The organism is Achromobacter sp. SIMBA_011 (assembly GCF_046535435.1).
In the GTDB taxonomy this organism is placed as follows: Bacteria; Pseudomonadota; Gammaproteobacteria; order Burkholderiales; family Burkholderiaceae_B; genus Achromobacter; species Achromobacter dolens.
This window is the reverse complement of sequence record NZ_JAWRWN010000037.1, coordinates 1-569: the sequence shown is the minus strand read 5'-3', so window position 1 is coordinate 569 and position 569 is coordinate 1. Positions and strand designations below refer to the sequence as shown.

Below are 569 nucleotides of genomic sequence, written 5' to 3'. Positions count from 1 at the left end.
ACCGAAGGAGCTAACCGCTTTTTTGCACAACATGGGGGATCATGTAACTCGCCTTGATCGTTGGGAACCGGAGCTGAATGAAGCCATACCAAACGACGAGCGTGACACCACGATGCCTGCAGCAATGGCAACAACGTTGCGCAAACTATTAACTGGCGAACTACTTACTCTAGCTTCCCGGCAACAATTAATAGACTGGATGGAGGCGGATAAAGTTGCAGGACCACTTCTGCGCTCGGCCCTTCCGGCTGGCTGGTTTATTGCTGATAAATCTGGAGCCGGTGAGCGTGGGTCTCGCGGTATCATTGCAGCACTGGGGCCAGATGGTAAGCCCTCCCGTATCGTAGTTATCTACACGACGGGGAGTCAGGCAACTATGGATGAACGAAATAGACAGATCGCTGAGATAGGTGCCTCACTGATTAAGCATTGGTAACTGTCAGACCAAGTTTACTCATATATACTTTAGATTGATTTAAAACTTCATTTTTAATTTAAAAGGATCTAGGTGAAGATCCTTTTTGATAATCTCATGACCAAAATCCCTTAACGTGAGTTTTCGTTCCACT

Annotated in this window: 1 protein-coding gene; it reads left to right on the top strand. The window is 46.7% G+C overall.

Features of this window, described 5'->3' with window-relative positions; all coding sequences use genetic code 11:
• Positions 1-436 (top strand): serine hydrolase (locus SB816_RS29770; protein WP_143359859.1); only part of this gene is annotated, 436 nt, incomplete at its 5' end.
• Positions 437-569 lie beyond the last annotated feature (133 nt).